Annotated in this window: 25 protein-coding genes; 20 read left to right on the plus strand and 5 right to left on the minus strand. The window is 59.9% G+C overall.

The window, feature by feature from the left end; translation table 11 throughout:
- Nucleotides 1-143: 143 nt before the first annotated feature.
- The 4 genes from QMK47_RS09915 to QMK47_RS09930 form a co-directional block, all read right to left on the minus strand.
- Complete coding sequence (locus QMK47_RS09915; RefSeq protein ID WP_320390105.1) at nucleotides 144-1,814, minus strand: bifunctional protein-serine/threonine kinase/phosphatase; 1,671 nt, start codon at nucleotides 1,812-1,814, stop codon at nucleotides 144-146.
- Nucleotides 1,815-1,823: 9 nt separating this feature from the next.
- Nucleotides 1,824-3,035 carry a nitrate/nitrite transporter gene (locus QMK47_RS09920; protein ID WP_253472792.1) on the minus strand — a complete coding sequence of 404 codons (1,212 nt, stop codon included), beginning with the start codon at nucleotides 3,033-3,035 and terminating at the stop codon, nucleotides 1,824-1,826.
- 360 nt (nucleotides 3,036-3,395) lie between these two features.
- Entirely contained in the window at nucleotides 3,396-3,971 is a 576-nt protein-coding gene (locus tag QMK47_RS09925; protein WP_003199539.1) for an ANTAR domain-containing response regulator, read from the minus strand.
- A 14-nt stretch (nucleotides 3,972-3,985) separates the two neighbouring features.
- On the minus strand, nucleotides 3,986-5,197 hold the full coding sequence (locus QMK47_RS09930) for a CmpA/NrtA family ABC transporter substrate-binding protein (protein WP_253472795.1): 1,212 nt from the start codon (nucleotides 5,195-5,197) through the stop codon (nucleotides 3,986-3,988).
- 180 nt (nucleotides 5,198-5,377) lie between these two features.
- Here QMK47_RS09930 and QMK47_RS09935 point away from each other — a divergent pair, with 180 nt between their 5' ends.
- The 20 genes from QMK47_RS09935 to QMK47_RS10030 all read left to right on the plus strand — a co-directional run bounded on the left by QMK47_RS09935 (nucleotide 5,378) and on the right by QMK47_RS10030 (nucleotide 24,722).
- Entirely contained in the window at nucleotides 5,378-6,115 is a 738-nt protein-coding gene (locus tag QMK47_RS09935) for a helix-turn-helix domain-containing protein (protein ID WP_258690655.1), read from the plus strand.
- Nucleotides 6,116-6,173: 58 nt separating this feature from the next.
- A complete protein-coding gene (gene sctC, locus QMK47_RS09940) occupies nucleotides 6,174-7,769 on the plus strand; it encodes a type III secretion system outer membrane ring subunit SctC (RefSeq protein ID WP_258690656.1) in 1,596 nt (531 codons plus the stop codon).
- Nucleotides 7,766-8,872 carry a type III secretion system gatekeeper subunit SctW gene (gene sctW / locus QMK47_RS09945; protein WP_258690657.1) on the plus strand — a complete coding sequence of 369 codons (1,107 nt, stop codon included), beginning with the start codon at nucleotides 7,766-7,768 and terminating at the stop codon, nucleotides 8,870-8,872. The genes sctC and sctW overlap by 4 nt, the downstream gene beginning before the upstream one ends.
- Nucleotides 8,873-8,895: 23 nt before the next feature.
- Nucleotides 8,896-10,947, plus strand: a complete 2,052-nt coding sequence (locus QMK47_RS09950; protein ID WP_258690658.1) for an EscV/YscV/HrcV family type III secretion system export apparatus protein — start codon at nucleotides 8,896-8,898, stop codon at nucleotides 10,945-10,947.
- A 13-nt stretch (nucleotides 10,948-10,960) separates the two neighbouring features.
- Nucleotides 10,961-11,368 (plus strand): Invasion protein B family, encoded by a 408-nt coding sequence (locus tag QMK47_RS09955; RefSeq protein WP_258690659.1) that lies wholly within the window; start codon nucleotides 10,961-10,963, stop codon nucleotides 11,366-11,368.
- The gene (gene sctN / locus QMK47_RS09960) at nucleotides 11,365-12,651 is read left to right on the plus strand and encodes a type III secretion system ATPase SctN (protein ID WP_258690660.1); all 1,287 of its coding nucleotides are present in this window, start codon (nucleotides 11,365-11,367) and stop codon (nucleotides 12,649-12,651) included. Before QMK47_RS09955 ends, sctN begins: the two co-directional genes overlap by 4 nt.
- On the plus strand, nucleotides 12,635-13,090 hold the full coding sequence (locus tag QMK47_RS09965) for a type III secretion protein (protein WP_258690661.1): 456 nt from the start codon (nucleotides 12,635-12,637) through the stop codon (nucleotides 13,088-13,090). Before sctN ends, QMK47_RS09965 begins: the two co-directional genes overlap by 17 nt.
- Nucleotides 13,087-13,983 (plus strand): type III secretion effector protein, encoded by an 897-nt coding sequence (locus QMK47_RS09970; protein WP_258690662.1) that lies wholly within the window; start codon nucleotides 13,087-13,089, stop codon nucleotides 13,981-13,983. The genes QMK47_RS09965 and QMK47_RS09970 overlap by 4 nt, the downstream gene beginning before the upstream one ends.
- Nucleotides 13,980-14,903, plus strand: coding sequence for a FliM/FliN family flagellar motor switch protein (locus tag QMK47_RS09975; protein WP_258690663.1), 924 nt, complete (start codon nucleotides 13,980-13,982; stop codon nucleotides 14,901-14,903). Before QMK47_RS09970 ends, QMK47_RS09975 begins: the two co-directional genes overlap by 4 nt.
- Nucleotides 14,896-15,555: an EscR/YscR/HrcR family type III secretion system export apparatus protein gene (locus QMK47_RS09980; RefSeq protein WP_024618104.1), complete on the plus strand. Its 660-nt coding sequence runs from the start codon at nucleotides 14,896-14,898 to the stop codon at nucleotides 15,553-15,555. The genes QMK47_RS09975 and QMK47_RS09980 overlap by 8 nt, the downstream gene beginning before the upstream one ends.
- Before the next feature lie 8 nt (nucleotides 15,556-15,563).
- Nucleotides 15,564-15,818 carry an EscS/YscS/HrcS family type III secretion system export apparatus protein gene (locus tag QMK47_RS09985; RefSeq protein WP_014337351.1) on the plus strand — a complete coding sequence of 85 codons (255 nt, stop codon included), beginning with the start codon at nucleotides 15,564-15,566 and terminating at the stop codon, nucleotides 15,816-15,818.
- Between the two features lie 4 nt (nucleotides 15,819-15,822).
- Entirely contained in the window at nucleotides 15,823-16,626 is an 804-nt protein-coding gene (gene sctT / locus QMK47_RS09990; RefSeq protein ID WP_320390106.1) for a type III secretion system export apparatus subunit SctT, read from the plus strand.
- On the plus strand, nucleotides 16,601-17,635 hold the full coding sequence (locus QMK47_RS09995) for an EscU/YscU/HrcU family type III secretion system export apparatus switch protein (protein ID WP_320390107.1): 1,035 nt from the start codon (nucleotides 16,601-16,603) through the stop codon (nucleotides 17,633-17,635). Before sctT ends, QMK47_RS09995 begins: the two co-directional genes overlap by 26 nt.
- Nucleotides 17,636-17,973: 338 nt before the next feature.
- The gene (sicA, locus tag QMK47_RS10000; protein WP_320390108.1) at nucleotides 17,974-18,456 is read left to right on the plus strand and encodes a type III secretion system translocator chaperone SicA; all 483 of its coding nucleotides are present in this window, start codon (nucleotides 17,974-17,976) and stop codon (nucleotides 18,454-18,456) included.
- A gap of 2 nt (nucleotides 18,457-18,458) precedes the next feature.
- On the plus strand, nucleotides 18,459-20,228 hold the full coding sequence (gene sctE, locus QMK47_RS10005) for a type III secretion system translocon subunit SctE (protein WP_320390109.1): 1,770 nt from the start codon (nucleotides 18,459-18,461) through the stop codon (nucleotides 20,226-20,228).
- 24 nt (nucleotides 20,229-20,252) lie between these two features.
- Nucleotides 20,253-21,350 (plus strand): cell invasion protein, encoded by a 1,098-nt coding sequence (locus tag QMK47_RS10010; protein WP_320390110.1) that lies wholly within the window; start codon nucleotides 20,253-20,255, stop codon nucleotides 21,348-21,350.
- Between the two features lie 13 nt (nucleotides 21,351-21,363).
- Nucleotides 21,364-22,470, plus strand: coding sequence for an IpaD/SipD/SspD family type III secretion system needle tip protein (locus QMK47_RS10015; RefSeq protein WP_320390111.1), 1,107 nt, complete (start codon nucleotides 21,364-21,366; stop codon nucleotides 22,468-22,470).
- Nucleotides 22,471-22,489: 19 nt separating this feature from the next.
- Nucleotides 22,490-22,780 carry an acyl carrier protein gene (locus tag QMK47_RS10020; protein ID WP_074849611.1) on the plus strand — a complete coding sequence of 97 codons (291 nt, stop codon included), beginning with the start codon at nucleotides 22,490-22,492 and terminating at the stop codon, nucleotides 22,778-22,780.
- Between the two features lie 98 nt (nucleotides 22,781-22,878).
- Nucleotides 22,879-24,192 (plus strand): hypothetical protein, encoded by a 1,314-nt coding sequence (locus QMK47_RS10025; protein ID WP_139213087.1) that lies wholly within the window; start codon nucleotides 22,879-22,881, stop codon nucleotides 24,190-24,192.
- A gap of 347 nt (nucleotides 24,193-24,539) precedes the next feature.
- Entirely contained in the window at nucleotides 24,540-24,722 is a 183-nt protein-coding gene (locus QMK47_RS10030) for a hypothetical protein (RefSeq protein WP_320390112.1), read from the plus strand.
- Nucleotides 24,723-24,882: 160 nt separating this feature from the next.
- Here the strand turns inward: QMK47_RS10030 and QMK47_RS10035 are convergent, their stop codons facing one another.
- The gene (locus tag QMK47_RS10035; RefSeq protein WP_320390113.1) at nucleotides 24,883-25,857 is read right to left on the minus strand and encodes a zeta toxin family protein; all 975 of its coding nucleotides are present in this window, start codon (nucleotides 25,855-25,857) and stop codon (nucleotides 24,883-24,885) included.
- Nucleotides 25,858-25,982 lie beyond the last annotated feature (125 nt).

Genomic DNA, 25,982 nt, shown 5'->3' on the forward strand with positions numbered 1-25,982 from the left:
TGTTGCCCGGTAATGGAGCGTGGAAGGGCTGGCGAGAAAGCTTTTGTGGCGAGGGAGCTTGCTCCCGCTCAAGCGCGCAGCGGTTGCCTGTTTTTTGGGTCTGCTTCGCAGCCCAGCGGGAGCAAGCTCCCTCGCCACGGTTGTTATGAGTGAAACACTAGAAACAACAGCACCAGATTCACCACCAACGACACCAGCGCCAACGTCCGCCAGACCTTCAGCGGCTCTCTTTCCAGCAACGGCCTGGGCCTGACGCTCAAGCTGCGGCGCTCGCCCTGTTCCAGCAGCAACAACCATTCCTCGGCGGTTTCAAAACGCTGCTCCGGGTCCGCTGTGACGGCGCGGTCCAGGCTTTGCCCGAGCCATTCGGGCAGGTCTGGCCGATAGCGGCTGGCACTGACCGGCACGCCAAAGCGCGGGCGTTGGAAGGCTTCGATTTCGCCGTAGGGATAGTGCCCGGTCAGGAGGAAATACAAGGTCACGCCGACGGCATACAAATCCTGCTGCGCCGTGGGTGCGGTGCCGCCGAAAGCTTCCGGAGCGATGTAGCTGGGGGTGCCGGGCAAGACGTTGGCCTGGTCCTCGGACAGGCCCGGGCAGTAGGCCAGGCCGAAATCCAGCAGGCGCAATTCCCCGTCGTCGCCCAGGTGCAGGTTTTCCGGCTTGATGTCGCGATGGTAGATCTGCCTGCGATGCAACAGGCCTACTGCCCGTACCAGCCGTTGCGCCAGGTCCAACCACTGGGCCAGGGGTAGCGGCCCGGCCTGGTGGAACAGCTCGGCCAGGGTCGCACCCGGATATTCTCGCATCACGTAGTACAAATGCTGACGCTGGGGAACACCATGGACCTCGGGAAACTGCCGCCCGGCGACGCGCTTGAGAAACCATTCCTCCGAGAGCAAGGCCTGCCCAGCGCGGCTATCGTCCCGTAGCTGCACGGGCAAGGTTTTCAGCAGCCAGGGTTGGCCCTGGCCGTCGCGTACCCGGTAGAGCAACGATTGCTGGCTGTGACCGAGCAGGCTTTCGATCTGCCAGCCCTCGAACACCTGACCCGGTTTCAGCGCAGGCGGCAGGGGCCATTGCTGCAACTGGATCAGGGCATCGCCGATGCTGGCTTCACCCACGGCATCGACCCGCACCAACAAGGCGCTGGCGTTGTCCTGGCTACCGGCCAGGTGCGCGGCGTTGACCAGCGTTTGCGCGGCCAGGCCCAGGTCCGGTTGGTCGCGCAGGATGCCGGCGATGGCCGTGTCCCCCAGGACTGCCCAGACACCATCGCTGAGCAATACGAAGGTTTCGTCGGTGCGCAGTTCACCGTCGAGGAAGTCGAGGATCAGGTGTTGATCAAGTCCCAGGGCGCGCTTGAGCACATGTTGCATGCCTTGCTGTTCCCAGACGTGATCCTCACTGACCCGTTGCAGGTGATCGGCGTGCCAGCGGTAGACCCGGCAATCGCCGACATGCGCGAGGGTGAAGCGCCGGCCCCGCAGGACCAGGGCGCTGACGGTGGTGAGCAGCGGTTGCCCGCCACCGTTGGCTTGCAGCCAGCGGTTCTGCGCCAGCAACAGCCGGTCCAGCGCCTGGGCCACGCCCCAGGTCTGCGGCGTGGAGTAGTAGTCCAGGGCCAGCGCTTGCAAGGTCGAACGGGCGGCCAGTCCGCCATCGGCGCATTGGCTCACGCCGTCGGCGATGGCGAACAGGTAACCCTTGCTGGCGGCCAGGGCCGGGGCGGGGGTGACCAGGCGCAGGGCGTCCTGGTTTTCCTCCCGCGGGCCGATGGCACTGGCTTCGGCGAAACTCAATTGCAGGCTCATGGTTGCAGCTTATACCCGAGCAGCGGTGACAGCTGCCGAACCCCAAGTGGTTCTCCAGCGACGCTTGACGCCGTGCAGGCCGAACCAGGCCAGGACACCGAGGCTGGCAAACAACCACAGGGCCAGTTGATAGCTACCGGTGCTTTGCTTGATCGCGCCCATGCCCGCCGCCAGGGCGAAGCCGCCGATGCCGCCGGCCATACCGATCAGGCCGGTCATCACGCCGATCTCGCGGCGGAAGCGTTGTGGCACCAGTTGGAACACCGCGCCGTTGCCCGCACCCAAACCGAGCATGGTGCAGACGAACAGGGCCAGGGCGGCGTAGGAGCTTGGCAGGTTGAAACCCACTGCGGCGATGCAGACGGCCGCTACGGTGTACATGCCCAGCAAGGTGCGGATGCCGCCGAAACGGTCCGCCAGGGCGCCGCCCAATGGACGCATCAGGCTGCCACCGAAGACGCAGGCGGCGGTGTAGTAGCCAGCGGTGACCGGGCTCAGGCCATATTGGTCGTTGAAGTAGCCGGGCAGGGCGCTGGCCAGGCCGATGAAGCCGCCGAAGGTCACGCTGTAGAAGAACATGAACCACCAGCTGTCGCGGTCACCCAGGGCCTTGAGGTAGTCGGCCATGGATTTGGCTTTTGGCCGCTCGGGGGCGTTCTTGGCCAACCAGGCGAAGATGACCAGGGTCAGCACCAGCGGGATCAGCGCGAAGCCGAACACGTTGGTCCAGCCGAAGGCCACGGCCATGACCGGTGCGATCAGCGCCGCGAGCACGGTGCCCGAGTTACCGGCCCCGGCGATGCCCATGGCCTTGCCCTGATGCTGTGGCGGATACCATTGGGAGGCCAGCGGCAGGGCCACGGCGAACGAAGCACCGGCTACGCCCAGGAACAGGCCGAGCAGCAGGGCTTGTTCGTAGCTGTGGATGCCCAGTTTCCAGGCGCAGAACAGCGCACTGATCACGATCACCTGGCCGACCATACCGGCGGTTTTTGGCGAGATCCGGTCGGCCAGCAGGCCCATGAACAAACGCAGAACGGCGCCAGCCAGGATCGGCGTCGCGACCATCAGGCCGCGTTGCTGGGTGGTCAGGTGCAGGTCGGCAGAGATCTGTACTGCCAGTGGACCGAGCAGGTACCAGACCATGAAGCTCAGGTCGAAGTAGAGGAAGGCCGCGAACAGAGTCGGGGTATGGCCGGATTTCCAGAAGCTTGAATTCATCGCGCACCTCAGCTGTAAAAGTCTCGAGAAATGAGTCAGTGCTTTGAGCAGTGCGCCGTCTGTGGTCGCACCACCGGTCCCGAAGGGCCAAAACAAAAAAACGCCGCAACCCGGATCGCCAGAGAGGCAAGAAGGGTGTGCGACGTCTTTGTCGTAGGTGGGGCAACCGCCGTTGGTTACCTGTGGGTTTGCTTAAGCGAGATCTGTGCCAGGTCTGTCATGATCGTTCCTACGCTCTGCGTGGGAATGCATCTCGTGACGCTCTGCGTCACCTTGTGAAGCGGAACGCGGAGCGTCCCTGGCGGCATTCCCACGCAGAGCGTGGGAACGATCATTAGTAGGGCTGGCGCTACAAGGCTTTCAGCCCAGCAGCTCATTCATGGCAATGATCTGCTCCGCCACCTGGATCAGTTTCTGCTGGCGGCTCATGGCCTGGCGGCGCATCAGGGTGTAGGCCTGTTCCTCGTTGCATTCCTTCATCTTCATCAGCATGCCCTTGGCCAGTTCGATGCGCTTGCGTTCGGCCAGTTGCTGGTCCCGAGCCAGGAGTTGGGCGCGCAAGGCCTGGTCGCTTTCGAAGCGGGCCATGGCCACGTCGAGGATCGGTTGCAGGCGCGCGGCGTGGATGCCTTCGACGATGTAGGCGCTGACGCCCGACTTGATCGCCTGGCGCATCACATTGGGGTCGTGCTCGTCGGTAAACATGACGATCGGTCGTGGCTGGTCGCGACTGACCAGCACCACCTGCTCCATCACATCGCGCCCGGGTGACTCGGTATCGATCAGGATCACGTCCGGACGCACCGTTTCGACGCGCGCTGGCAGGTCGATGGTCAGGCCGGACTCGTCGATCACTTCGAAGCCGGCCTCAATCAGGGCAGCCTTGAGGCGACCGACTTTTTTCGCGGTGTCGTTGATCAGCAGGATACGCAGCATGGTCGTGGCTCCTGTCAGCGGCTGGCGAGAAGGGGAGCCGCATCGCTCAAGGCGTGCAGTTTGAAGCTGCGGGCGTACCCGGCCGGGTCCGAGCCGTCCCAGGTGGTGCCGTCGATCAGTTGGCTGCTGCGCATGTCCTGGCGCGGGGACGCGATGTCGAGCGCCGCGCAGGCTTCGCGGTACAGCTTGAGTTGCTGGACGCCCTGGGCCACGGCCAGGTAATCCGGGTCTTCGCGCAGCAGGCCCCAGCGGCGGAACTGGGTCATGAACCACATGCCGTCCGACAGGTACGGCAGGTTCACCTCGCCGTTGCCATGAAAGCGCATGGCGTGGGGATCCTGCCAGCTGTTGCCCAAGCCGTCGGCATAAATCCCCAGCAGGCGCGGCTCGATGCAGTCCAGCGGGGCGTCGAGGTATTCGGGCGCAGTCAACAGTTGCGCGGTGCTGCGACGGTTTTCGCTGCTTTGTTCGATGAAGCGGCTGGCTTCGAGGATCGCCATCACCAGGGCCCGGGCGGTATTGGGGTATTGCTCGACGAACGCGCGGGTGCAACCGAGGACTTTTTCCGGGTGATCGGGCCAGATGGTCTGGGTGGTCGCCAGGGTGAAACCGAGGTTTTGTTTCACCGCGCTGGCGCACCAGGGCTCGCCGACGCAAAACCCGTCGATACGCCCGGCTTGCAGGTGCGCGATCATTTGCGGCGGAGGCACGACCACGCTGTCGACATCCGACAACGGGTGGATGCCCTGGGCGGCGAGCCAGTAATAGAGCCACATGGCGTGGGTGCCGGTGGGGAAAGTCTGGGCGAAGGTCAGTTTCGGGCGAGTTTGGTGCACGTGCCGTTCCAGTGCTTCAGGACTGGTCACGCCTTGGGCCTGCAAGCCATGGGACAGGTTGATGCTCTGGCCGTTCTGGTTCAGCCCCATCAGCACGGCCATGTCGCTCGCCGCGACCCCGCCGATGCCCAGATGCACCGCATAGATCAGGCCATACAGGCTGTGGGCGGCATCGATTTCACCGCTGACCAGCTTGTCGCGCAGGTTGGCCCAGGACGCCTGGCGCTTGAGGTTCAGGGTCAGGCCGTAGGGCTGGGCGAAGCCCTGGGTGGCGGCCACGACGACCGGGGCGCAGTCGCTCAAGGCCATGAACCCGAGGTTGACCGCGCTCTTTTCCGGGGCATCGCTGCCGTTGACCCAGGCCAGGGGGTTGGCTGGAACTTCATTCATCGCGCATCACCTTCCACTTAATCAGTCTGGCACTCATTTGGCCTTTGGCACCGGCGCCGATGAGCAGTAATGGTGCAAGGCATATGCCAGCCGAGCTCTCATCACCTTCCCATCAAGATTCCAGGCGTCGTGTCTTTCATTCTGTCGGTCCTTCCAACGCCACGTAGCAAAGGAGACGGCATGCAGGACACAACAATTCGCGCCACGGCATTGCCCGATCTGGGTGAGCGCGTGCTGCACCTGCGCGTGGCCCAGGCCCCGGTGCAGATATACGCTGCGCGGTTGGGCCGCAGTCACTGCCTGCCCGTCGGTTGGGAGGGTTTGGTGGTGCAGAGCGATTCGCTGCGCTTGAGTGGCGGCGAGTTGCATGTCACGCCGGTTTGCGAAGCGACGGTGGTCAAGCTGCAGGCGTTCCTGGACATGAGCGATGTCCTGGTGGATGCCGGGCAACGGCTGCACGCGGAGCCATGGGCCTTGTTGCCGGTGGCGGGCGAAACCGTCCGTTCGCCGCAACGGCTCGAACGCTGGTACATCGGCCAGGCGATGGACGGTGCCGCGGCCTATCACGCCGTTGCTCGTCTGTTGCGTCATCACGAGAGCTACGGGCTCGTGCGTTTCCTTCTGGAGCAAGGCACCCACAGCGAAAAACTGAACACGCTGGCGCAACGCTACGGCGTATCGGTTTCGCATTTTCGCAGGCTCTGTCGCCAAGCCCTGGGCTCTGCCGCCAAGCCGGCCTTGCGTGGCTGGCGCACGGCCCAGGCGCTGTTGAACATGAGTCTTCAGGACGGCTCGTTGACCGATGTCGCGCTGGAGTTCGGCTTTGCTTCTTCGTCACATTTTTCCAAGGAGATCCGCGAACTGGTGGGTTTCGCACCCAGCAGCCTGGCGGATATCACCTACCTTCCAGGCAAGTGAGCCGATGAGCCGCCAACCGTTATCCCCATCCCTTTTATTCGTCTGTCTTAGCGCTGTGATGCTGCTCGCATCCGGTGCCGCAAGGGCCGATGTCTATACCTTCGAGGCTCGCGAGCAGAGCGCGCGGACCTTTTTCAGCGAGCTGTCCGGGTCATTGGGCAAGCCGGTGATTGTCAGCAAGGCCGCGGCGGCCAAGCGCATTGGCGGTACGTTCGACCTGCGCACGCCGCAACGGACCTTCGAGCGAGTCAGCGTGCAGATGGGGTTGATCTGGTACAGCGATGGCCAGGCGATCTATTTGTATGACGCCTCGGAAATCAAGAGCGCGATGATGTCGCTGCAGACCCTGACCGTCGCCAAGCTCCAGGCGTTCCTGGGGCGTTCGGGCTTGCACGATGCGCGTTATCCGCTGCGCCACGACGGTTTGCGGACCTTCCATGTGTCGGGTCCGCCGATGTATGTCGACCTGGTGGTGCAAGCGGCCGGGTTGATGGACAACCAGCGCTCGGAGCTGTTGCTGGGCAAGCAGCAGATTGGCGTCATCCATGTGCGCAACACCTTCGTCAGCGACCGTAAATATGAGCTGCGTGACGACAAGGTGACAATCCCCGGGCTGGCCACCGTGATCGAAGCGCTGTTGCGCGGCGAGAAGCAGCAGGTCGAGCCAACGGTGGCCCAACCTTCGACCCGGCAGCCACGAGGCGCGATGCCGGTGTTTCCCCTCGAAGGCCTGGCGAACAGCTCTTCGGACCAGGACCCGACGGCACCGCGAATCATTGCGCGCGAGGTGGCCGCCGGCAACATTCGTGTGGTCGCCTACCCGGACACCAACAGCCTGTTGGTCAAGGGGCTGCCCGAGCAGGTGCGCTTTATCGAGAACCTGGTCAATGCCCTGGACACGCCGAAACGCCATGTCGAGCTGTCGCTGTGGATCATCGATCTGCACAAGGATGAACTCAATCAGTTGGGTATCAACTGGCAAGGCGCGGTGAAGTCCGGCGGGCAATTCAGTGCCTCGCTCAACGCCGGTTCGGCCACCACCCTCGACGGCGCCTCGTTCGTGACCCAGGTCATGGCGCTGGAGCGCACCCACAGGGCGAACGTGGTCTCGCGACCGGTGATCCTGACGCAGGAAAACGTGCCGGCGATCTTCGACAACAACCGCACGTTCTACGCCCCGCTGGTGGGGGAGCGCAGCGTTGACCTGCAGCACATCACCTACGGCACGCTGGTCAGCGTACTGCCGCGTTTCGCCCAGGCGGACGAGATCGAGATGTCGCTCAATATCGAGGACGGCAACGAAGTCGAGAACCCCGGCCGGGGTGAGCAACAGAGTGCGTTGCCGACGGTCGGACGCACGCGCATCAGTACCGTGGCACGGGTGCCCCAGGGCAAGAGCCTGCTGGTGGGCGGTTTCACCCGTGATGACCATGGCGAGCAGATCGGACGCGTGCCAGTGTTGGGATCGATTCCGTGGATCGGCCGCTTGTTCAGCTATCGCCAGGACCGCTCGGCCAACACGGTGCGGGTATTCCTGATCCAGCCCAAGGAAATCCGCGACGCCCTTGAACCCGTGGAGACGGGCATGCCGTTGCTGACTCCCGAGCAGCACGAACGTGTGCGTCGAATGTACTTCCGGATGTCAGAGCGATGATCCTGCCAACGGTTTCCAGCGGTGGCCGGGTTGCCCAGGCGCGGCTGAACGCCGAGAAGGCCGCCGAACATCCACAACCGCAAGTCGACGCCGAGGCGGGGCTGGACGACAGCGCAACGGCGGCGGTGGCGCAGCGCATCGTGCAGATCAGCGACGAGCTGTCGGCGGCGCTGACGCAGTTCCGTGGCCGGCGCTTGTTCGAACTCAAATCCGAGACGCTGACCGACACCTTCGAACGCGTGCTCGAGGACGACACCGTACCCAAGGCACGACAGGTGCTGAGCTTGGCGCGGCTGGCGGACAAGCCCGTGGCCTGGTTGCTGCAAATGGCGCGCAGCCTGTTCCCCGACGACAGCGACCTGGCGCTGGTGCTGCGGGCGTTGTTGCGCCGCCGGAACCTGGAAACCCGCACCCGCCAGCGGCTCGAAACGCTGTTGCAGACGGTGGTTGCCCAAGGTTCGCCCAAGCGCATGAACGCCGGGATCAATGCGGCGCTCAAGGCCAGAATGTTCGGCAGGAGCATGGCGGTGCGGGCCGGTTTGCTGCGCGAGACCTACCGGGATTTTCTCGAGTCCGACGAAGGCCCGCTCAGTTGCTACCAGGACTGGATTGCCCTGTACGGCCCGGCACAGCGCACGAATGTGCTGGCCTTCATCGAAGCCGCGCTGCTGACCGACATCAGCGCCCAGGACCCCAGTTGCTCACGCATCGAGTTCGGCCAACTGTTGACCCGGGTCACCGACCTCAAGCGCCTGCGCTCGGCTGATGCGCTGTTTATCGGCGCCGTGCTCGGCGATGCACTGCTCTGCCGGCATAACCCCCACGAGGCCGACTGGCTGGTGTTCATGTTCGGCGTGTTGACCTACCCCGATGACCTCGACCAGCTGTTGCTCGGGGCGTTGGGGGAGGGGGTGTTGCTCAGTGCCCACCGGGAGCGCTCGGCGGTGTTGCAGGCCGTGCGTCGGCTCAGCCTGCAATTGCCGACGCCGCTGTTTGCCGATGAAGAGGCGCCGCAACGCCTGGCCATCCAGTTCACCCGCCTGGCCGACGTCGCCTATGCCCACGAACTCATCGAACAGCGACTGCCCGGTGACCGCCCATGATCTTGTCCCGGAGCCAGGCCTGAATGCTCAACGTGTTCTTGCGCAATGTCGGCGCGCGCCCGGAGCTGCTGATCCTCACCTTGATGGTGATGATCATCGCCATGCTGATCATCCCCTTGCCGACGGTGCTGGTGGATTTTCTTATCGGCCTGAACATCGTCATCTCGTTGCTGGTGTTCATGGGCTCGTTCTACATCGAACGGATCCTCAGCTATTCGACGTTCCCGGCGCTGCTGCTGTTGACGACCTTGTTCCGGCTGGCGCTGTCGATCAGCACCAGCCGGCTGATTCTCAGCCAGGCCGATGCCGGCGAGATCATCGCGTCGTTCGGCGACTTCGTGATCGGCGAAAGCCTGGTGGTGGGTTTCGTGATTTTTTCCATCGTCACCATTGTCCAGTTCATCGTGATCACCAAAGGCTCGGAACGGGTCGCCGAAGTGGCGGCGCGCTTCTCCCTGGACGGCATGCCCGGCAAGCAGATGAGTATCGACGGCGACCTCAAGGCCGGTGCCATCGATGCGGCCCAGGCGCGGGAAAAACGCAGCGTGCTGGAGCGTGAAAGCCAGTTGTACGGTTCTTTCGACGGGGCGATGAAATTCATCAAGGGCGATGCCATCGCCGGCATCATCATTATCTTCGTCAATTTCATCGGCGGCATGGCCATCGGCGTCGGGCAATTGGGCATGGACATGTCCACGGCCTTGTCCAACTACACGCTGTTGACCATTGGCGATGGCCTGGTCGCGCAGATCCCCGCGCTGCTGATCGCCATCGGCGCCGGCTTCATCGTCACCCGGGTCAACGGTGATGACAGCAACCTGGGGCGCAACATGCTTGCCCAGATGCTGGGCAACCCGTTCGTGCTCGGTGTCACCGCGTTGCTGGCGGTGGGCGTGGGCCTGTTGCCCGGTTTTCCGCTGCTGACCTTCCTCTCGATTGCCAGTGTGCTCGGGCTGGTGGTGTTTGTGCGCCACCGCAAGTCCTTGCGCCAGGCCAGCCCGGGCGAAAGCCGTAGCGAACCTGCCGAGCCAGGCGCGGCGCAGGGTGAGTCGGGATTGCTCGACGACGTCGACAACGTTGCCACTGAAACCATCGCCCTGATGCTACTGGTGCCCCCAGCGCGCCTGCAAGCGTTGGAGAAGGAGCGTTGGGCGGCGCGCTTTCGCAGCCAGTTCTTCGTCGATTACGGGCTGCGCATTCCCGAACCGCGGCTACGGGCCAGCGAGGCGTTGCCGGCCCATCAAGTGGCAGTGCTGATCAATGAAGTGCGCGCCGAGCAGTTCGATATTCATTTCGATCACTGGCGCCTGCTGGACTATTCGCCGCAGCTGGAGCCGTTGGGCTTTGCCCTGGTGCGTGGCAACGACAGCAATCGCCTCGGTGGTGTCTGGGTCACCGCCGCCGACCGCGAGCGCGTGCAGCAGTTGGGCTATCACCTGCGACCTGCCGACGAAGAATGCTATCGCTGCCTGGTCACGCTGCTGGCGCGCAACATCCAGGAGTTTTTCGGCGTGCAGGAAACCAAGCAGCTGCTCGACGAAATGGAAGCGCGCTACCCCGACCTGCTCAAGGAAGTCTATCGCCACGTCACGGTGCAGAAGATCGCCGAAGTGCTGCAACGCTTGATCGGCGAGCGCATCTCCGTGCGCAACATGAAGCTGATCCTCGAAACCCTCGCCCATTGGGCCTCCCGGGAAAAGGATGTGCTGGCGCTGGTCGAGCACGTTCGCGGCGCCATGGCCCGCTACATCAGCAACAAGTTTGCCCAGGGCAACGATCTGCGCGTGCTGCTGCTGTCGGCGGAGTTTGAAGACGTGGTGCGCCGGGGCATCCGGCAAACCTCGGGCGGCAGTTTCCTCAACCTGGAACCGGCCGAATCGGAAGAACTGATGGACCGCCTCAGTGTCGGCCTGGACAGCGTGCACATCGCCCACAAGGACATGGTGCTGCTGTGTTCGGTCGATGTGCGGCGCTACATCAAGAAACTGGTCGAGGGACGTTTCCGGGAGCTGGACGTGATGTCGTTCGGCGAAATCTCTGAGACCGTCTCGGTCAATGTCATCAAGACGCTTTAAGGAAATTCTGCACATGTTACCGATGGATATTGCCGACCTGTTACGCGAAGCGCTGCGACACAGCGGCTGCGTGGACAGCCAGATTGGGCATTTCGACAGCCACAGCACGATAGAAATGCAGATGAAGAATCTGCCGGACATCAGTGTGGCTGAGGTGGAAGGCGATGTGTGGGTTTGGGCAGCGGTCGCCGAAGCGACGCCATCGTCATTGAATTATTGTGCTTTCAACCTGCTGCAGTTCCTGCTCGAAGGCAACCCGTTTTCCCGTACCGGGCAATTGCACTTGTGCGAAGTCGAAGGGCGGCTGGAGTTGCGTTTTATGGCCAGCGCCTATGCCTTGAACGCTGCCGAGCACTTGGCCCAAGCGCTGGATTCCTTTGTGCAAGCCATTGAACGGCTGTTGGACATCCTGCGTCGATGAGCCTGCGGCTGGAACGGCTCGCGGCCCATCCCTTGCGCTTGAGCGGCCCATTGATCGAAGCGGCGCTGCGGGAGGTGGTGGTCGGCGAAATCTGTGAAGTGCGCCGGCATTGGCGCTCGCCCCAGGTGGTGGCCCGGGCGCAGGTCATCGGCTTCAAGCCTGGTGCGGTGCTGCTCAGTTTGCTGGGCGAGGCGAAAGGCTTGTCCCGGGAGTCGATGATCGTGCCCACCGGCGCCACCTTGCAACTGACCTGCAGTGACGCCTTGCTCGGCAGTGTGGTCGATCCCCAGGGCGTTATCGTCGAGCGCCTGGCGCCGTCGACGGCGGTGGCCCAGCGCGACTGTCCGGTGGATGCCGACCCGCCGTCGTACCAGCAACGGCGCCCGGTGGTGGAGCCCTTGCGCACCGGCATTCGGGTCATCGACGGTTTACTGACCTGCGGTGTCGGCCAGCGCATCGGCATTTTTGCCGCCGCCGGCTCCGGCAAAACCACCTTGATCAACATGCTGATCGAACACACCGATGCGGATGTTTTCGTGATCGGCCTGATTGGCGAGCGCGGGCGCGAAGTGACCGAGTTCATCGAGCATTTGCGCCAGTCGCCCAAGCATTCCCGTTGCGTGGTGGTGTACGCCACGTCGGATTTTTCCTCGGTGGATCGCTGCAACTCGGCGCTGCAGGCCACCACCATCGCCGAGTACTTTCGCGACCAGGGCCGGCGCGTGGTGTTGTTGCTGGACTCGTTGACGCGCTACGCCCGCGCTCGCCGCGACCTGGCCTTGGCGGCCGGTGAAGCACCGGCGCGGCGCGGCTATCCGGCCTCGGTGTTCGATGCCTTGCCGCGCTTGCTCGAACGTCCGGGTGTGACCGCGTCGGGCAGCATCACCGCCTGGTACACGGTGCTGCTGGAAAGTGACGACGAGCCGGACCCGATCGCCGAGGAGATTCGCTCCATTCTCGACGGCCACGTCTACCTCAGTCGGGCCCTGGCCGCCAAGGGGCACTACCCGGCCATCGATGTCTTGCGCAGCGTCAGCCGGGTGGCGACGCAAGTCACCTCGCCACAGGTCCGGCAACTGGCGGCCGCGACCCGGGACACCCTGGCGCGGATTGAACAATTGCAGATGTTTCTCGATATGGGCGAGTACAGCCCGGGCGTGGACGCGGCCAATGACCACGCGCTGCAACGTCGCGAAGCCCTCAGCCAGTGGCTGCGCCAGCCGACGGATCAATGCGTTGAACCGGATGAAACCTTGCGGAGCCTGCATGAACTCATTGCTTGATCGACGGCGCCTGCTGGCCTTCAGTCAGTTTCGTCGGCAACGCGGCGAGCAGGCGCTGTTGCGTGTCCAGCGTCAGTTGCAGCCGCTGTTGCAGGAACAGTCCGGTTTCGAGGAACAGGAGGCTGCGCTGCAACGTTTGTTGAGCAGCCATCGGGCCAATGACTGTGTGCTGGATCACGGGCAGTTGTTGGCGCTGTTGCGAACCCAGGCGGTCATCCGTCGGCGCATCGATCTGCTGCGCGTCGAGCGTGACCGCGTGGATCAGCAGCGCCGACAGGTCGAGCAACAGCTGCAGATGCAGCGCGAACAACTGCGCGGGCTGCAACGCAAACACGACAACTATGAGCGCGCTGTTCAGCAGCTGTTGCGTGGGCAACGGTTGGAGGCGGTGCGTCGCGAAGAACGAGAGCTGGAAGAGTTGATTGGAGTTCGGCGATGAAAGAGGTCTGTGTGCCACCAACCCGTCTGGTCCACGCCTTGGAACCGGTCGACGAAGACCCGCTGGATGAGCTGCAAGACCTGCTCATCCCGGTGGCGGAGGATGAGCTGCCGCAAGGCGTGCTGGACCTTGTGGTTGCGCTGGTTCGGCAGCAGCGGCCCCCGATGGAAACCGCCCGTGTGCCGGCCTGGCAGGCGATGAGCGTGGGGCAGGAAACGCAGGCGCTCGATCGTGATGAAGCGCAGCCGATTGCCCGGGAAACGCGGGCGGTTGAACCCGATGGCAGACGATTGCCCGCCCGGGAAACAATGGCTGTGCCACAAGCAGGTCCAATGTTCAGCGAGCCCACGCAACGCCCGTTACCGCAACGCCTGCAGCCTGTTGTTGCTGTCATCGATAAAGCCACAGTGCCGAGGGATGGGGTGTCGATCGAGCCGCAACCAATGGCCCCTGTCATTGTTCCCCGTGCACGGTCGGCCCCCCGTATCGACGAACAGTTGCCCCAAGCGCCGTTGAGTTTTCAGGGCGCGCGCCATGGGTCACCGGTTGCACCGTCGGCGCTGCCTGCACCAGCGCTACCGCCAGCGCCGCCGCCAGCGCTTGAGGCCATGGTCGAGGCCTTGCCGGACACGGGCCGGGGCTTGCTGCAAATACCGTTCAGTCGAGGGGCCGCCAGTGGACAGATCACGATCAGCCGGCTGCCTGAAGAGCCCACTCGGAACCTGATGCTCAGCCCAAGCAATGCCCTGGTGCTCGAGCAGCTCAAGGCACCTTTCGAGCTGGCCCGGGAGCCAGCCTGGCGCTTGGCTGACAGTGGCGGTGAGCAGCCGCGCCAGGGCTCGCATCAGGCGCCGGATGAGGAGCAGGACGAACAGGGCGAGCGTCCGGCATGAGCGCGTTGCAGTTACGGCGGGTCGACCTTTTGGCGCATGCCCAGGCCCAGGCGATTCAACGCTGGCGGCGTGCCGGGCGCGACGCGGGGTTGGGCAAGGTGCCAGAGCGCTCCGGCTATTTGCGGTTTTGCGCCCAGGGTGACGGCGGCGAGTGGCAGGGGCTGATCGAGGCCCATGATTGGCTGCATCGCGCGCTTCCACAGTTGCGGTCTTTGCTGACGAGCGAAACGTCGTGGACGAATGTCCTCGGATTGTTTCGCGCCGCGCCGCACCCCTTGCTGCTGGAGGTGGATGAGCTGCACTACCGGGCGTTGTCCGACATCGACGGCGTCGCCCCGGCGCGATTGCCAACCCGCGACCTGCCATGGCTGGACACCCCTCGGGGACGGGTTTGGTTGCTGCAACTGCCGCCGGCACGTCTCGCCAGCGAGCGCTTGGACGCCGACTCATGGCTGGATGAATTGCCGTTGCACCTGGAACTGGTTCTCGGCGTCAGCCACCTGAGTCTTGCCAGCCGCAGACGCCTGGGTGAGGGCGATGTCCTGCGCATCGTCCAGTGCACTCAACGGTGCTGCCTGGCCGACCGTTGCCTCGGCACTTTTACCTTTACCCAAGAGGGGCTACACATGCAACCGACTGTGACCGATGCCGATCCAGAGCAGCCGCCGGAGTCTGGCGCGGCCATCGACCTGGGCGCGCTGCCGGTGCGCCTGGAATTCCTGCTCGCCACCCATCAAACCGACCTGGCAACGCTGTCGCGCATCATCGAGGGACAACTCATCCCGTTGGCCGAAGATGCCGCGCGGCACATCGAGGTGCGCGCCAACGGCAAGCCGGTGGCCCAAGGGGAACTGGTGCAGTTGGACGGCCAGTTGGGGGTCGAGTTGTTCAAGGTCTATCGAGCGGGCGCCGATGAATGACGTCTCGCTGATCGCGCTGCTGGGGTTCGCTTCGCTGCTGCCGTTCCTGGTGGCGGCGGGCACCTGCTACATCAAGTTCTCCATCGTCTTCGTCATCGTGCGCAACGCGTTGGGCCTGCAGCAGGTGCCATCGAACATGGCGCTCAATGCGATTGCCCTGATGCTGGCGATTTTCGTCATGACGCCGGTCATGAAGCAGGGCCATGACTACTACAAGACCGAGGCGGTGACCTTTACCGACATTGCGTCGGTGGTGGACTTCGCCGAGAACGGCCTGGGCAGCTACAAGGATTACCTGCGCAAGTACACCGACCCGGAGCTGGCGCAGTTTTTCGAGCGGGCCCAGGCGTTCCAGGCTGAAACCGACGCGGGCCTGCCTGCCGATGAAGAGGTTGAGGCCTCGCTGTTTTCGCTGCTGCCGGCCTATGCGCTGAGTGAAATCAAAAGTGCCTTCAAGATCGGCTTCTATCTGTACCTGCCCTTTGTGATCGTCGACCTGGTGATCTCCAGCATCCTGCTGGCACTGGGCATGATGATGATGAGCCCGGTGATCATTTCCGTGCCGATCAAACTGGTGTTGTTTGTCGCACTGGACGGCTGGGCGTTGCTGTCGACCGGGCTGGTCAAGCAATACCTGACCTTGCTGGCCTAGGTGCACCGATGAACGATCTGGTCTATGCCGGCAACAAAACCCTGTACCTGATCCTGCTGATGGTGGCCTGGCCGATCATCGTTGCCACGGTGGTCGGCCTGGTGGTCGGGTTGATCCAGACCGTGACGCAGCTGCAGGAGCAGACGCTGCCGTTTGGCTTCAAGCTGTTGGCGGTGGCGGCGTGCCTGTTCCTGCTTTCGGGCTGGTACGGCGAAACCTTGCTGGATTTCAGTCGTGAAGTCATTCGCCTGGCGTTGAGTTAGGCCGATGTCAGTGGCGTTGTTCTTCGAGCTGTACGCCTGGTTCGCTGCGGCGGTGTTGGGCGTGGCGCGTCTGGCGCCGATTTTCTTCATGTTGCCGTTTCTCAATGGCAGCGTGCTGACCGGTGTCACGCGCCAGGCTGTGATTGTGCTGGTGGCGCTGGGCTTCTGGCGCTATGTCGGCGTGCCTACGCCAGCCCTCGACAGCGTGGCTTTCCTCGGTCTGGTGCTGCGCGAGGCGGGGATCGGCGTGCTGCTTGGCGTGCTGCTGGGTTGGCCGTTCTGGGTGCTGCATGCCATGGGCAACCTGATCGACAACCAGCGCGGGGCCATGCTCAGCAGCACGGTGGACCCGGCCAACGGTGTCGACACCTCGGAGTTGGCGAATTTTCTCCAGTTGTTTGCCGCGACGGTTTATCTCGAAGGTGGCGGCCTGTTGTTGATGCTCGAAACTGTCGGCCACAGTTATCGCCTTTGCGCGCCAGCGAGCAGTTGTGAGCTGCACCTGCCTGCACTCTATTCATTGCTCGATGCACTGGTGAGCAAGACCCTGGTCATCAGTGCGCCGGTGGTGGCGACCTTGCTGGTCAGCGAGGCGCTGCTTGGGTTGCTCTCGCGGTATGCGCCGCAGATGAATGCTTTTTCGGTGTCGCTGACGGTCAAGAGCCTGGTGGCGCTGGTGGTCTTGATGCTGTATTTCGGCGTGCATCTGCCGGACGAAGTGCTGCGCATGGGCATGCTGTCCGACGGCTTGGCGCAGTATCTGGATGGCGGGGAGGGCGGAGATGTCATCCAGCGCCTCGAAGACTGAAAAGCCCACCGCCAAGCGCCTCAGGGATGCGGCGCGCAAAGGACAGACGTTCAAGGCCAAGGACCTGGTCATCACCTGCCTGACTCTGTGTGGCATCACCTACATGGTCTTCAACAGCTCGTTGATCGAGATCATGGAGGTCTACCGGCGCATCATCGCCAGCGATTTTGACACTGAGTTGCAAGCCTACTCGGCGATGCTGGTGCTGGTCGGCCTCAAGGCGTTGCTGCCGTTGTTGCTGGTGTGCGTGCTGACCAGTGCCTTGCCGGCCTTGCTGCAAAGCGGTTTTGCCTTGGCCAGCGAAGCGTTGAAACTGAATCTGGGTGCGTTGAACCCGGTCAATGGCTTCAAGAAGCTGTTCAGCCTGCGCACCGTCAAGGACACCTTCAAGGCGCTGTTGTACCTGGGCAGTTTCGCCATGGCGCTGTGGATTGTCTGGCTGACCCAGCGGCAATTGCTGTTCGCCCAACTGTTCGCCCAGGCGCCGGCGTTATTCGCGATCTGGGGGCGTTTGCTGCTGGTGTTGGTGCTGGCATTCCTGGCCTGCGTCCTGCTGATCGTCGTGCTCGATGCCCTCAGCGAATACTGGTTGTTCATGAAAGACCAGATGATGGACAAGGATTCGGTCAAGCGTGAACACAAGGAGCAGGACGGCAACCCGCAGATCAAGGGCCGTCGCCGCGACTTGCACATGGAGCTGTTGTCGGAGCAGGTCAAATCCGATGTGCGCAGCTCGCGCATGATCATCGCCAACCCCACCCACATTGCCATCGGCGTGTATTTCCGCCCGGAGATCACGTTGCTGCCGTTTATCTCCCTGATGGAAACCAACCAGCGCGCCCTGGCGGTTCGGGCGTACGCCAAGGAAGTGGGGGTGCCGGTGATCAACGACATCACCTTGGCCCGCCGCATCTTCAAGACCCACCAGCGCTACAGCTTCCTCCAGGTGCAGGAAATCGAGGAGGTGCTGCGGCTGCTGATCTGGCTTGAGCAGGTTGAGCAGGCGTGAGGCCAGGCACGGTCCTTGTGGCGAGGGAGGAGGATTGTGCGACTCCGTTCGATTGAAGAATAACCCTGTGGCGAGGGAGCTTGCTCCCGCTGGGCTGCGCAGCAGCCCCCTCCAAAAGGTCACTCATTCCATCTGAAGTAACGTGCCGCCAGGCTTTTTTGGGCCGCTTCGCGCCCCAGCGGGAGCAAGCTCCCTCGCCACAAAAGCGGCTTTGCCACAAGAGTCGTCTCGTCGGCCTGGGTTTTTAGTGGCATGAGCGCAATTTGGCAGCGTGCTTGCCGGCGTTTTGGCTCAATGCATCGGTCAGCGACGCTGGCGTTTTTTCAGGAGTGTGGCTGATGAGTCGCGATAACAAACAAGACGAGCAGGTGGCCCTGGACGTCGTCGATGCAGTGCTCGGTGGTGCGGCGTTGAAAGACGTGCAAGGCATCAGCGACGAGCACATGGACGGTCTCTATGCCTTCGCTTTCCAGTTCTACGAACAGGGGCGGCTGGACGATGCCGAGAAGTTCTTTCACTTCCTGTGCATCTACGACTTCTACAACAGCCATTACTGGATGGGACTGGCTGCGGTGCACCAACTCAAGCAAAACCACCAGAAAGCAATCGACCTGTATGCCATCGCTTTCGCCCAAGGCAAGAACGACTACCGACCGATGTTGTACACCGGCCAATGTCACTTGGCCCTGGGCAAGGTCGGCAAGGCCCGGTTGTGTTTCGAATACGTGCTCGAGCAATCCACCGAAAACGATCTGCGCGAGCAGGCCAAGGTGTATCTCGACACCCTGGCCCACATGGAACAGCACTGTTCGGAGGACTGAACATGAGTGAAATAAGGACTGCTTTCAACCCGGCGCTTCACGGCGCGATGAGCCGCAGCGAGGCCTTTGAAAAATACGGCGCAGCGGCCAGCAAGGCCGCCAGGACCGCAGATTTTCAGGAGGCCGGCCAGAAAGCGCTGGCGGACCTGATGTCGGTGAAATACGAAGGTCACGACGGCCCGTCCACCGCCAGTACCGGCCGGCCCGCATTGCACCCGCCAGCACCGCGCGCCGATGGCAATAAACAGGAAACCAGCGGCGATCTGTTCACGTTATTGATGGCGATGATCAGCGAGCAGATCGGCGAGGTCGACGTCAAGAAACTGAAAAATCGCCTGGCGATGCTGCAGAGCATGGCTGGCGCCAAGCAACAGGCCCATGAAAACCTCTCGGCTGAATACACCGCTGCCGTCCAGGCGATGGAGGCCGCCGAGGGCAATGTCGGCAGCAGCCAGGAACACCTCGAACAACTGCGCGATCGGGTCTTGCACTTCCAGGGACTGCTGGATGAAAGCGAGGCGCGGCTGGCGCAACTGGACCCTCAATCGCCTGAATATGCACAGGAGCTGGCCCGTCGCGACCAGTTAAAAGGCGAAGTGGCGAACCATACCCAAGCCTTCAATGTGGCGACCGATGCGCATCTGAAGCTGATCGAGGTCGCCACCGCCTGCGCCAAGGTTGTGGGCACGGTATTCGCGAAAGTGGTCTCATCCAGCGTGAACAGCTCGACCCCCAAGCCAACCGATGAGAAGGCCCTCAGCAGCAGTGCGCTGGCGTTGTTGAACCGCTTGAAAATCATCGAACTGCTCGGCGAATCGGCGCAGAACAAGGAGGAACTAAGCCAAGAGCTGTTCCAGGAACTGCAAGCCAGGCTCCAGGCACACATGGAGCGTGAGTCGGAAAAATACCTGGAGGAAGTGCGCAAGGCCGAGGCCTTGCAAAAAACCATGGGCTGCATCGGCAAGATCGTCGGGGCGATCCTGACGGTCGCAACCATCGCCGCCGGGGTCCTGACCGCCAACCCGGTGCTCATCGCCGTGGGCGTGGTCGGCGCGGCCGTGATGATTGCTGACTCGGTGATCCAGGACAAAACCGGCGTGTCGTTCATGGCTGAAGCCATGAAGCCGCTGACCATTGTCATGCAAGAAGCCATCAAGCTGTTCACCGAGATCTACACCAAGTTGCTGATCGGCCTGGGCGTTGATGAAGACACGGCCAAGAAAATCGCGCAGATCGCCGGCATGATCCAGGGCATCGCTTCTACCTTGGCGGCTGTCGCGTTGGTGGCCGTGGTCGGGGTGCAGGTGATCGGGCCGATGGTCAGTGCCATCGCTTCGAAACTGGCCTCGGTGGTCGCCCAGGCCACGCCTGCCGCGATGCAAGCGATGAGGCAAGTGGCAACCTCGGTCGGCAACACCTTGACCCAGATGCTCACCCAGTTGCGCGGGTTCATCACCAATGGTGCTGATCCGGTATTGCTGGCGCGTTACGCCGCCAACCTGGAGATCGCCCAGGCCGTTACCGAGTTCGGCAACGTGGCGGTGCAGGGTGGGCTGCAAATCAAGAGCGGCCAGCACCAGGCCCAGGCCGCCGTGCATCTGGCCGATGTGCGGGTACGCATGGCCATCAGTGAGGAAATCAGCGCCTACCTGACCCAGGTGGTCGAGAACTATGGGCAGGCGATGCAGGAGCGAACCCGGCAAATAGAGCAGGTGTTTGCCGATATGCAACGCAGCCATTCCGTCAGCCTGCAAATGGTTCGGCATGTTTGAAATCACGGACAACAGGTATCCACGATGACCACTATTCACGTTCCAACCACAATCGCATCCCCTGTCATTGACCATTACCGGATCAATGACGCCGGGCTGGGCGAGTTGATTGCCCAAGAGCAATTTTCAAAGCGCAAGTCTCTTGAGGGGGCGTCGATCCTCGACCAGATCGCTGCAAAGCAGATACTCCAGAACGGCCCCTTCGCGGCCCCTTCTGCTGCGGAGCTGGAAAGCCGGATCAATGCCTATCAGCCCACCGAAGCGGATCGGGAGGACTTCTCTGAAGCCAAGTCCATGGTCGGCGATGATGTGCGCAACGATCTGGTTTTCGACCCGGGCGCCTGGGAGAAACACGCCAACGTACTGGTGGCCGCGATCATCGCCCTGAACATCGCACGAGTCGCCAATGCGCAACTGCGCGGCCACTTCAGCGTCATGGCCGCCGACGCGGCGAAGTCCCAAGGCGCGGCCATTATCGAGTCCGGCAAGGCGGCGCTGAACAGCGCCATTACCGCCGCGGTGGTGTCCGGCGCCATCGCCGGGTTCGCCATGGTCAAGACCTTCCAGGGCCAGGCGATGAAGCATGCGGACATCGACCTGCATCGCCGCAACGCCATGGACGCGGGCAATCTCGAACGCGACCTCAAGCTGGAGCGCAATCGCAATGAGTGGAGCCCGGACACCACTTACAAGATCAAGACCCTCGATGATTTTGCCCGGCCGACCACCGTCGACTTCAAACCCAAGGGCTCGACACTGACGAACCAGGAGCAGGCCTGGTTCGACGGGGAAATCCTCAAGGCCCAGAAGGTCGGTCAAACCTCCGACTGGCTGAGCCAGATGGGCAGCAAGGGTATCGAAAAGAAACTGGAAATCGGCCGCGCGCTCAATGCCATGTCGATGAGCATGAGCCAGGTGGTGGCGAACATCGTGCGCATGAACGAGCACGCCGCCCGTGAAAAAGAAGTGTTGATGCAAAGCGCGCAGAACAGCCAGAAGAGCCTGAGTGATGAAGTCGGCCAGAAAGACGCGGCCGAGGCGGCGTTGTTGCAGAAGCTGATGGAGATGGTGATGCAGCTGTTTCAATCGCGCAGTGATGTTATCCGTGCCGTGACGGCGTGAAGGAGAGAGGTCTATGGAAATCACCCAATCGATTCGTTCGCCTATCGTATTGCTGCCTAACGCGGAGGCCATCACGGATACCGCGTCGCCTGTGGACGTACCCGCTGAGATTCAAACGGTCAGTTCCCTGACGAATCTACTCGATCGGTCCATGAACGCAATGAATCGCAGCCTGGGCCATTTGCTCAGGTGCCCGTCGATCATTGCCAAGCCTCCGGAAGGCACTGCCGCCGAGACCACAGCACAACACCTCGTTGCGGAGTTCGTCGAACAGATCCACTCCACGCGTGACCGAGCGCAAATGTGGGCCGGGCAGGTGCGCCAGTGCTGTGCCGTGATGACCCACAGCCAGAAAACGGGGCTCTTGGATGAAAGCCAGCGCCAGCAGCTCAATGACGAACAAAGCAAGATCCTTCGCGCCCTCCAGGAACATCTGGAAGAGCAGAAGCCCCGTGAGATCGCGGAGGCTTTGGATGCGACGATCAACTCATCGAATGACTTCTTTGAAAAACTGCTTGAACTGATCGACCTGATCAAGAACGGCTACCTCGCCGGCTATGAGCACATCATTGCGGCTTATTCGGACTTTTTTTCCGACTTCAACAGCGAAATCACCGCGATGATGAAGGACTGGATCGAAGGGGCGAACGACGGCAAGGAGGTCACGTTGAATGTGGGCGCGTTGCGCAATGCATTGGATAGACTGATCGCAAAATATTCCCTACCCAACTCCGCTGCCATCCTCTTTCCCAAACCACCTGAAACAGGCGCCACTAAGGAAGAGGCAGAAAACTGGCTCAAGGCACTCGGCCTACCTGCAAGTTGCCTCAAGCAGAATCCCGCCCCGAACGGTCCTTGGTGTGTCGTCATCGACACCGGGCCACTGACAACGATGAAAAGTAGTCTACCGTCGGGCGGCGGCACGGTGACCTGGGATACCGCCAAATTCAACGCCTGGCAAACCGGCTTCAACGCCCAGGAGGAACGCATGAAAAACATGCTGCAGTCGTTTACGCAGAAGTATTCGAATGCCAACTCTTATCATGACAATTTCAATAAGACGTTGTCGGCGCATTTGAATCAGTTTGCGGATATGTTGCGGGCGATGTTGAATTTTTAATCTTGCGATGGGGTGATGGATGAATCAACCAAGTGCTGGAGTGTGTATTGATTCTGAAGTGATGAAATTACTATCTGACTATTTTTCTTTGGCTTCGCGGAAGTTAGGCAGAAGCTCACGGTTAATAGAAGACTTAAGTGCCGATTCTGTGGATGTAATAGAAATTATTATGATTATTGATGAGGTGTTCGGTGTGGAGCTTTCGTCGGAACAGATAATTGAATGGCGGACTGTAGCAGATGTTGTTTATTCGGTTGCAGAGGCAGCTGGTATTGAAGTGGAGCTGGGAAGTGTGGGCGAGCAAAGCTGAAATTCAGCTAGTGTCTGTTGTGCAATTGCAAAAAGAAGGTTGTGAGAGCTAGTGGGTTGTGTTTTTTTTCTTGGGTTTAATTATTTGATAGGTGGTTTATGAGGGTTGAATGTTTTGAAGTCGCTCCGAGACTGATGGTTGGGTCATGTAATGTGCCAGCACTTGGTCAAGAGGTGGTTAAGGTTAGCAATGGCTCGGCAGTGTTGTCTCCTGTTAGCAAGGTGTCTTTCGATCTAAAGGAAGGCGCTTTAGGAGTAGGCGGTAACTCTCAGGGTGGCGGGGTGAATGAAGCTAATGCTAAAAGTGTTCTGGCGGATTTGAAGCGGTTGCCAAAGTCAGAAAACACTTTTCAAGAACGTTTGGCGTGTTTGTTGGCTGATCCTTCACTAGAAACATGGCAGGCATTTACTTATCCGTCAAATGAAGAGCTGGTTGCGCAGAAAGCGAGTGGTGACGTCGGGTTTAGAGAGTTTTTAAGGGGGGGTGGTGTTTGGTTACCGGAAGTTGAGAATGTGAATCACAATATAATAAATAATCTGCTTGTCAGGGCTGCTGATAAGTACGCGGAATCGTTCGTAGATCTTATGCTAGGAGATGGAAAGGTAGAAGTAAGTGATTTAGTTATCGCACGAGGAGCTCCTGGTGTCGGAAAAAGCCACTATTTGGCAAATCAATACGCTTTGGCTGTCGATGATGCCAAGGCTATGATCCAACATCGGATACAGGGACTAACAAGTGCTCAGGTTCATTTGCAAGGAAAGATAATAATTCAACGTTTTGAACATGCCCTGATGGAAAGGTTCTCATTGGTACTTACTTTGGATGCTTTGTATCTTACGATGGATGCTGTTAAGAATAAGCTTGATGCAATGATTGAGAGTGGTAAGGATCAGAAGGTGTCTGTGCGGGATATTCAGGTGGACTTGATTACTTTGTGTTGTCGAGTTTTAAAGAGAAGTGTTTTTCAACCACGTCTGACGTTTGCCGCAGTAAGTGATTATGCTAAAAGTTCATTGCAGAATAGGCAGGCATTTATTGAGCTCTTGGAGCAAAAGCAGGCGCTCGTTAAGGACTATTCACTTTTGGTCTGGGAAGCAGGTAAGTACATTGAAGCTGCTCGTTTTTGTCCGGAAGAAGGCAGGGTAGTTGCTGTTGATGACGCTTTGTTCGATAAGTGTAAGTCTTTTGAAGGTGTCGATGCTGAAATCGAAGAAGTCCGCCGTATGGTGATTGATGAGCTTTTTATGAAGACTGTTGTGAAGGACCTTGATAACGTAGAGGCTCAACGCTTTGTGAAGGCTTTAAAGGTGTATGAGGGGCGGACATTGGAAGAGGCTATGTTTATTCATTCCCGTGATACAAGTTTAGAGGGGGGCGTAGGGGAGAGGGTATTAAAAGGGGTGTTGTTTTGAAAGTGCGATAGTGATTAACAGATTGAGCCTGCAGGCGGATGAATTTCAGTCGCTGCGAGTCATTGCGGTGGTAATCAAGAATTTAAAAATCTAATTCTTGTAGGCGGTCAGTTTTAATGCATCGCTCGTGGAGTTGGCCCTAGGTACATGTCTATAGGCGTGGACTTGTAAGGTTCGCTGGGTGACGGCCTACTCAATATGTTGTGGTTTCCTACGCAAATGAGGCTTTTAGTCCTACGGAATCCCCCCACGCATCTTCCTATAGTCACGCAGCTCGCCATCCCGAGCCTGTGCCTGCCACAGGCTCAATCGCGCTTCAGTAACTTTCTATAGAGAAGTCTCAGTGTATGGACAGTGCAACTGATCAAACCCCAGTCAAGTCATTCGTTTTTGACCACTGGCTACTGCAAAGCGATGGAACGCTGATGCGAGATGGACAAGGAGATCATGTTCCACCCAAAGAACTGCACGTACTGCAGCCTGCTGCTGAAGTCGGCGAGTGCAGTCGTGAGCAGGGAAAAGCTGCGTGAAGTGTACCGAATAAACATGCAGCTCAAGTCGAAGGCATAAATTAAAAAGCACCAAAGCGTGATTTTTATCGGGTCACCGATTTTTTGAGTCTCCAACGAAGGGGATAACAAATATCGGTGACTTTTCAGATGTTAAATGATAGGCGGTGTGGAGTGGTATTTATTGTCTCAGTTCTGGATTGCTGTAATTTAAGTTGAAGCTGACGGCATTTGACAGGTTTTCAAATAACTTGGCGTGATTTTTCTGAGTGTCTTGTCTTCCTGTCTCAATTGCCCTCACAATTTCTTTAGGTGAAATGGCTGTAGTGGATTGGTAATAAGGGTCTCCATTTCTTGCGCAAACTTTTACCTCGTCCAACTTCGAGGAGAGTTCTTCGTACCTTTCCGGATTAGTAAGGCTTTGATAGGCGTCTTCATGATATGCCGCAGGCGTTCTTCTTGCTCCTCCAGATGGCGGTTCTCCCAAATTTATATTTTTTAATGCTGACTCATATCTTGAGAGTATCCCTACGTTACTGGTGGCCTTGTCGACAGCGAGAACTGTTAGGGACGTACGAAAACCGTTTTCTTTGCAAGCCTTCACCAACGTAAGCATTTCTGTGCCGTTTCCTTGTATCGATGCTTGCGTTACCATGTTTAGCCTGTTTTCAAATCCATACTTTCTTAATCCGTCTTCCAAATAGCGTGCTGCTTCCTTACAGCCAGGTACAGTGCCTGGATAACCCTTTGATGATTCTTCTGTATATCCCGGTATATACTGTTTTAGTTCGTCATAGTCGATAATTAGGCAGTCGCCTTTAAGCTCGGTGGAGATGTTGTTTGTAATCGTTGATTTTCCTGCTCCCATTTGACCGGTTATGATGTGCACTACCGGCTCTTTTTTTGGGCTTGCATTTCCTGCGAGCTGATTTATAACCTCGGCTAACAGCAGCCTTTTTTCCTCCTGATTCAGCGGTTCAAGTTTCCTGGGGTCCGTTGGAGTCGCTACTTGCCGAAGTTCATGAAAGCTATTGCTTCGATTCAATGTGGATACGAGCGCTCCAGGCAATCTGTTGTTTACTTGTTGCTCCGGATTTTCCCCTGCAATCGATCTGATGGTTGCCGGTGCGCTGACTGGCCCCAAAAAAACACCCATAGCTTTCGCCTCATTCTTAAAAGTGATTGGAATAACTTTATCGGTTGTCAGTATTTTTCAGAGTTTTCTTGGAAATGCTTTTGCATATTGAAATAAAGGGCGCGAGCCGCGCATTCAAAAAAAGC

Source organism: Pseudomonas sp. P9_35 (assembly GCF_034008205.1).
GTDB lineage: Bacteria > Pseudomonadota > Gammaproteobacteria > Pseudomonadales > Pseudomonadaceae > Aquipseudomonas > Aquipseudomonas kilonensis.